Source organism: Colwellia hornerae (assembly GCF_007954355.1).
Lineage (GTDB): Bacteria > Pseudomonadota > Gammaproteobacteria > Enterobacterales > Alteromonadaceae > Colwellia_A > Colwellia_A hornerae.
Genome location: NZ_VOLR01000036.1, coordinates 22,807 through 29,430 on the forward strand (window position 1 = coordinate 22,807; position 6,624 = coordinate 29,430).

A 6,624-nucleotide genomic window follows, 5' to 3' on the forward strand; every position below is an offset into this window, starting at 1 on the left:
TTTACTGATTATCCGTTACTGACTTCTTCAAAGTCAGCGTCAATAACATCTTCGTTTTTAGCGCTATCATTAGCCGCATCACCTTGAGGCTGCTCTGCTTGTGAAGCTTGCATTATTTTACTATGTGCTTCTTGTAATGCTTTTTGTCGCATCTCTATCGCCGCTTTATCATTACCATTAACCGCCATTTTTAGTTGCTCAATTAATGTTTTAAGCTCAGCTTGTTGATCTTCATTTAAGCTGGTCATTGACGTTTGCACGTTATGAATCAATTGATCTGCTTGGTTACGTTGTTCAACTAACTCGCGTTTTTGCTTATCTTCAGTTGCGTGCTTTTGAGCATCGTCGACCATGCGATTAACTTCATCTTCAGTTAAACCACTTGATGCAGTAATTTTAATACTCTGCTCTTTACCGGTTGCTTTATCTTTTGCTGAGACATTTAAAATACCATCGGCATCAATATCAAAAGTGACTTCAACTTGCACCGAGCCACGAGGACCTGGGTTAATATCTGTTAAGTTAAATTGACCTAACGATTTATTATCTGTTGCCATATCACGCTGACCTTGCAATACATGCACGGTTACCGCGGCTTGATTGTCTTCAGCGGTAGAGAAGGTTTCAGAAGCACGTGTTGGTATTGTAGTATTTTTATCAATAAGCTTAGTCATAACACCGCCTAAAGTTTCAATGCCTAGTGATAATGGCGTTACATCAAGTAACAACACATCTCCAACCGTGCCTGATAATACACCGGCTTGAATTGCTGCACCAATAGCCACCGCTTCATCTGGGTTAACATCTTTACGTGGTTCTTTGCCAAAGAAGGTCTTAACCGCTTCTTGTACTTTTGGCATACGTGATTGACCACCTACCAAAATAATCTCGTCAATATCACCTTTGCTTAAGCCTGCATCTTTAAGTGCTTGGTCACACGGAGCAATAGTCTTTTTCACTAAGTCATCAACCAAAGACTCTAATTTTGCTCGAGTAATTTGTACGTTTAAATGTTTAGGACCACTAGCATCAGCGGTAACATACGGCAAGTTTACGTCAGTTTGTAGTGCTGATGATAACTCTATTTTTGCTTTTTCAGCCGCTTCTTTAATACGTTGTAACGCTAACGGGTCTTGGTGAATATCAATACCGCTTTCTTTTTTAAACTCATCTGCAAGGTAGTTAATCAGGCGTAAATCAAAGTCTTCGCCACCTAAAAAGGTATCACCATTGGTTGCTAACACTTCAAATTGTTTTTCGCCATCTATGTTGGAAATTTCAATAATTGAAATATCAAAGGTACCGCCACCTAAATCATACACCACCACTTTCTGGTCAGCTTTGTTATTTTTATCAACGCCGTAGGCTAATGCTGCAGCGGTTGGTTCATTAATAATACGCTTAACATTAAGTCCGGCAATTTTACCAGCATCTTTCGTTGCTTGGCGCTGTGAATCATTAAAGTACGCGGGTACGGTAATAACCGCTTCGGTAACCGTTTCACCTAAATAGGCTTCAGCATCTTTTTTCAATTTACGTAAAATTTGCGCTGATACTTCTTGTGGTGATAATTTTTTACCATTAACTTCAACCCAAGCATCTCCATTGTCCGCTTTGACAATTTTATAAGGGGCTAACTTAATATCTTTTTGTACTTCTTTATCATCAAATTTACGACCAATTAAACGTTTAATCGCAAATAATGTATTTTTAGAGTTGGTAACGGCTTGTCTTTTAGCCGGTTGACCCGCTAATGTTTCTTCGTTTGCATAAGCAACAATTGATGGAGTTGTGCGGCTGCCCTCTGCATTTTCAATAATTTTAGCAACGCCACCTTCCATAACTGCTACACATGAATTTGTTGTACCTAAATCTATACCAATAATCTTAGACATAATAATTACCTATTATTTAATAAAAAAGGTCTAATGCTTTATGGTCATTATCCAGCAAGCAACTTGACCGTATAAACAAACTAACGTTGATGGTTTAACGTTAGCTGTTTGGTTAGTGGCGCTATAATACCTAAGGTCATAAAATGCTTCTGTCACAAATATGACAGTAACGATCATTTTATAATTTTTAACTTATCTAGGCTCGATAAGTTAAAAGTCAGCAGGTTAACGGGAAAAATAGTACAGAAATTTAAAAATAACATTGTCTTTTGCTCTCTAGATACAAAGGGTAGAATAAAACTATTCGTGCACGCTATGGCTTAAATATTACTCTTATGAATAAAGACGCTACTCACCTTCCTCAAAAAGCCAGCCCAGTTTTAGTCAAGCAAGCTAATATTTTTGCAGATTTACCGGCAAAATTAATTGAAGATTTTCAACAAGAATTTCAGCTTGATGAATGGTACAAAGGTGATTACTTTAATCCTGCGTTACTCACACAGCGATTTTTTGTGGTGATTGATGGTAGTTTAGAAATTAAACAAAGTAATCCAGAAACGGGCAGAGAAGCCACTTTAGATATGCTTTATGCGGGCGACTGTTTTGATTTAATGGTGCTGTTAGACGATCAACCGCATGAGGTTATTGTTTCACCTTTGACAAGGGTAAAGTTATTGTCAGTGAAACTTTCCACCATGCGCCATTGGTTGTGGACGTACCCAGAGTTTAACCAGCAATTTATGCCTTACCTAGCGAAAAAGATGCGTGAAAAAGAACAACAAGCGAGTAGTCTAGTTTTACACGATGTTACCACGCGTTTAAGTCGTATTATTTTAGAACATATTAATAAAATTAAGTTTTATAACGGCACGATAGAAGCAGAGCATCAACATCATTTGGTTAACGGTTTAAACGATGAAACCTTAGCGCGGATGACTGGCTCAGTGAGACAAGTCATTAATAAGCAGTTACAACACTGGAAAAAAGAAGGTACGCTTGATAAGAAACGTAATCAATTGATTATTAAGGATTTGGAGGCTTTGGTGAAAGAAGCTAAATATACAGAAACTTTACCCAACGCCCCTTTTTTTAAACCCTAAAGACAAAAAACTCGCTAATTAATAGCGGCGCTGGTGTTTTTCTTGATTATTATGTATATCAACGCATTTAAAACCACAAAACAGCAGATCTATTTTACTTTAACAGTTGTTCTTGAAGCTGAGAAATATTTTTAGTGCGTGAACGAATACATTGCTTTATCGTTTCATCAACGGTATTCAGCTTTTCTTTTAAGCCTGGGATGTCTTTAATCCAAGTAGAAAAAGTTTGATTGACCTTTATTCTTATATCTTCTTCACAGCTGGTGTAAAAGTTATAAGGAAACCATTGTTTCTGGTTGATGTGTTTTAATATTTTATCTTTGTTGACCGCTATGTAATCAATGACATGATGGCGAAGTGCGGGGTTAAAAGAAGGGTACTGAAATCGATAACCAATTTCATCGGTGGGTACTTTTCCAGATACTAAAAAGTTGTAATAACGGGTTACAATATCGAGGGAAGTAAAATAGCCCATAGAAGTAAGTATGTCTGACTTTAAGTTACTGTTTGTTGTTCTTAAATACGCTAATTCAAACAATTGATATACGTCTTCATTTGAATTAGCAGCCACTACTTTTAATACGGCGTTCGACATGCTTGAATCAAGCGAAGATTGTTCTGATAAAACATCCTGATAGTTTGCCTTAGCAAATTTAATCGCGCCTTTATCGGCAAGTCGACCTCCGGCTAAAGCCAGTAAACTTGCCTTTAGCGCTTTATCGGCAATAGTTTCTTTTTTCGAGCTATTCCATTTTACCGTTTTAAATATAACGCTAAGGTGCCTTGTTATATAACGTGAATATTCTTCACTGATGGCTTCAGGGATGAAATCTGTATAGCTATAATCAATATCTCTAATAATATCAGTCGCTATCTTCTTATTTAATGATAAGTCTGACAACAAGGCTAGCTTGACAGAAAGCACGTCAGCATAGGCACGCTTAGCAATTTTTGTCAGATGTTCGTTATTATTAAGCCACGCTAGTTTTTCGGCGTCATTTAAGCGGGTAATATTATTCTTAATAAATTTTTCATCTTCATCTGGAAGAATGTAGCGATAATAACCTACTGCGTTAGCATCAGGAAAAATAGCTTTCACCCCTTTGGGTATCGTTAACTCTATTGACTCTTTATTTAAAAAGACACTCCGCGTGATAATGTTATCATCAGTTAAAAACTTGATCATTAAAGGCACTTGCCATGACATATCCTGCGGCTTTTTGTTTTTATTATGGTTTTTCTGTTCGATTCGTTGTGTTAGAACTTGGTTGTTAGTTTTAAAGGGGGATTGTGATATTAATAACTTATCGTTATTTCTTTGTAAAGATAACAACGGGAAACCAGCTTGTTCTAAAAAAGAAGAGAAAAATCCCTCTAAGTCTTTCTTACTAGTAATCTCGATATGTTTAACAAAGTCTTGTAGGCTAGCATTTTTATTTCTGTATTCTAGGACGTAAGATATAACAGCCTGACGGAAAATGTCTTCCCCCACATAATGCTCAACCATATTTAAAATAGCGTTGCCTTTACCATAAACAAGCCCACCTAATGAATCGACGTCAGCTTTCGATTTTACGGTTCGTCTAACGGGTAATTGATTATTTACATTGTCGTCTGACAAAGAACGTATTTGTGGTAAATCGAGCTCGGCCGACAGCTCAGGGAAAATCTGGATCACAACTTTATGAGCAAGCCATTCGGCAAATGACTCGTTTAACCATAAGTCATTCCACCATTGCATAGTCACTAAATTACCAAACCACATGTGAGCGATTTCATGGGCGATGAGTTTCAGCGAGTATTTTTGTTGACGAATCGACGGCGTATCATCCAACAAAATAAAGTCTTCTTTGAAATAGATTAAGCCAACATGCTCCATAGCTGCATTACTATAATTAGGTACAGCCACCATATCCAATTTTTTATATGGGTATTCAATAGTGAAAAATGATTCAACTTCTTTAAATATCTTACCGATATGTTTTATCGCATAAGTAGTCTGTGGAAGCTTACCTTTAACAACATATAATTTACTAGGTATCTTCATCTCAGGAATATCAACCGAGTCAAACTTACCCACTGAAAATGCAAGCACATCGGTGTAAATTGGTGCCGTTGGTTCAAACACAAAAGTGTGCCAATCGTTATGTGAAATTAGTTGTATTTGCGGCGTATTACTTACGACTAAATACCCTTTGGGTACGTTAACTTTTAACTGAAAAGGTATTTTGAAGTTTGGCTGATCGAATGACGGAAAAACGCTGCGGGCAAGCATGGCTTGAAATTGCGTAAACAGGTAGTTGTTATTTTTTTCTGTAACTTTGAAAAGGCCATTTCCGGTATCTGAGTATTTGCCATCAAAAGATAAAGACAGTTGGTATATACCTTTTGGTAAGGTGTTTTTTGTCGGCAAAGAAATAATATCATATTGACTTGTGCTGCCAACAGTTAACAAAGTTGTTTTATTTTTGTTGTTTTTATTTTTTATAATGGCTGAGCTTATTAATAAATTTTTTGAATAAAGTTTTATATTTTGAGTGGCTTTTGTGATGTTAATTTCAATTGTTGTTGTACCTGAATATCCATCTAATTCAGGATTAAGTTTCAGCTCTACTATTTGAGATAACGGGACAATGTCATTAGATAATTTAAAGTTTTCAGTGCTTACCGATATCGCGTTTGTACTGAAAAGTAGAACACTGAAAAAGAGAGTGCTGAGAAAACTGTCGCTATTATAGTTAGATTTATTCATCCTGTTTTTCCTAAGTAAAGCAGCTATCATTCGTTTTTATTTTATTAACTAATTGATACCCCAAAGGTATAATTAAATACAGTGTAGACAACCACATGAAAGCAACGATGGGACCCGTTTTTATCATCTCTATATCGATAAAGAAAAACAATGTATTGCCAAGTATGTAAGGTAATAGCACCAAGATAATTGAAACTAATAAATGCTCTATTATCGAAATGCCTATACTCGCAGTAACGTTATAGAGAATATAAAATGCGGTTAATGCATAGATTATGGCGGGTTGATAAAACCACATATTCCAATCTACAGGCTTTGATAATAGCTGAAAAGTGCTTTGCCAAAGTATCGGCTCAAGAAATATTTGATAGGTATTTCCAGCTAACCATTGCTGCCGCAACACATCACTTAATACCCTCGCATCTGCTAAGTTACTTAGCCAAAATACTGATAAGATCATCAAGAATGAAATTGATATCACCACCACACTAACTAATAATACTAAAAGGTTGTTCTTCGATAATATGAAATGAGTACAGATCGAGCAGGTATGTTTAATTAGCCAAGCATTAGCCACCATTGAAGCTTGATTTTTTTCGTTAGCAGATTGCGTAATAGTAGAATGTACAATGGTGGAATATTCTTCTTCCAAATCACCACAAATATCATCAGAAAAACATTTAGGGATACATAAACGAATAAACCACTTACACGATGTTAAAATGCTCATATTTTTACCTAGTATTTATTCATAGGTTGGACATTAAGAGATAATTGGATCTAGGCCGCACTTTAATCGTCCTTTTTCCTTATCTCTTGTCGGGTTCGCTCTTTGAGCATACTTTGACAAAAAATTGATAGTTTTTTGCCATGTTTT

At 36.2% G+C, this 6,624-nt stretch carries 4 protein-coding genes; 1 reads left to right on the forward strand and 3 read right to left on the reverse strand.

The window, feature by feature from the left end:
- Nucleotides 1-8 precede the first annotated feature (8 nt).
- On the reverse strand, nt 9-1,895 hold the full coding sequence (gene dnaK / locus ESZ26_RS17855) for a molecular chaperone DnaK (RefSeq protein ID WP_146801000.1): 1,887 nt from the start codon (nt 1,893-1,895) through the stop codon (nt 9-11).
- Between the two features lie 335 nt (nt 1,896-2,230).
- On the opposite strand from dnaK, the gene ESZ26_RS17860 reads away from it, so the two are divergent.
- Nucleotides 2,231-2,995 (forward strand): Crp/Fnr family transcriptional regulator, encoded by a 765-nt coding sequence (locus ESZ26_RS17860; protein WP_146801002.1) that lies wholly within the window; start codon nt 2,231-2,233, stop codon nt 2,993-2,995.
- A gap of 94 nt (nt 2,996-3,089) precedes the next feature.
- Here ESZ26_RS17860 and ESZ26_RS17865 read toward each other — a convergent pair whose 3' ends face one another.
- Both ESZ26_RS17865 and ESZ26_RS17870 read right to left on the reverse strand, forming a co-directional pair.
- Nucleotides 3,090-5,747 carry a M1 family metallopeptidase gene (locus ESZ26_RS17865; protein ID WP_170246417.1) on the reverse strand — a complete coding sequence of 886 codons (2,658 nt, stop codon included), beginning with the start codon at nt 5,745-5,747 and terminating at the stop codon, nt 3,090-3,092.
- Between the two features lie 10 nt (nt 5,748-5,757).
- Complete coding sequence (locus ESZ26_RS17870) at nt 5,758-6,477, reverse strand: hypothetical protein (protein WP_146801006.1); 720 nt, start codon at nt 6,475-6,477, stop codon at nt 5,758-5,760.
- Nucleotides 6,478-6,624: the final 147 nt, after the last annotated feature.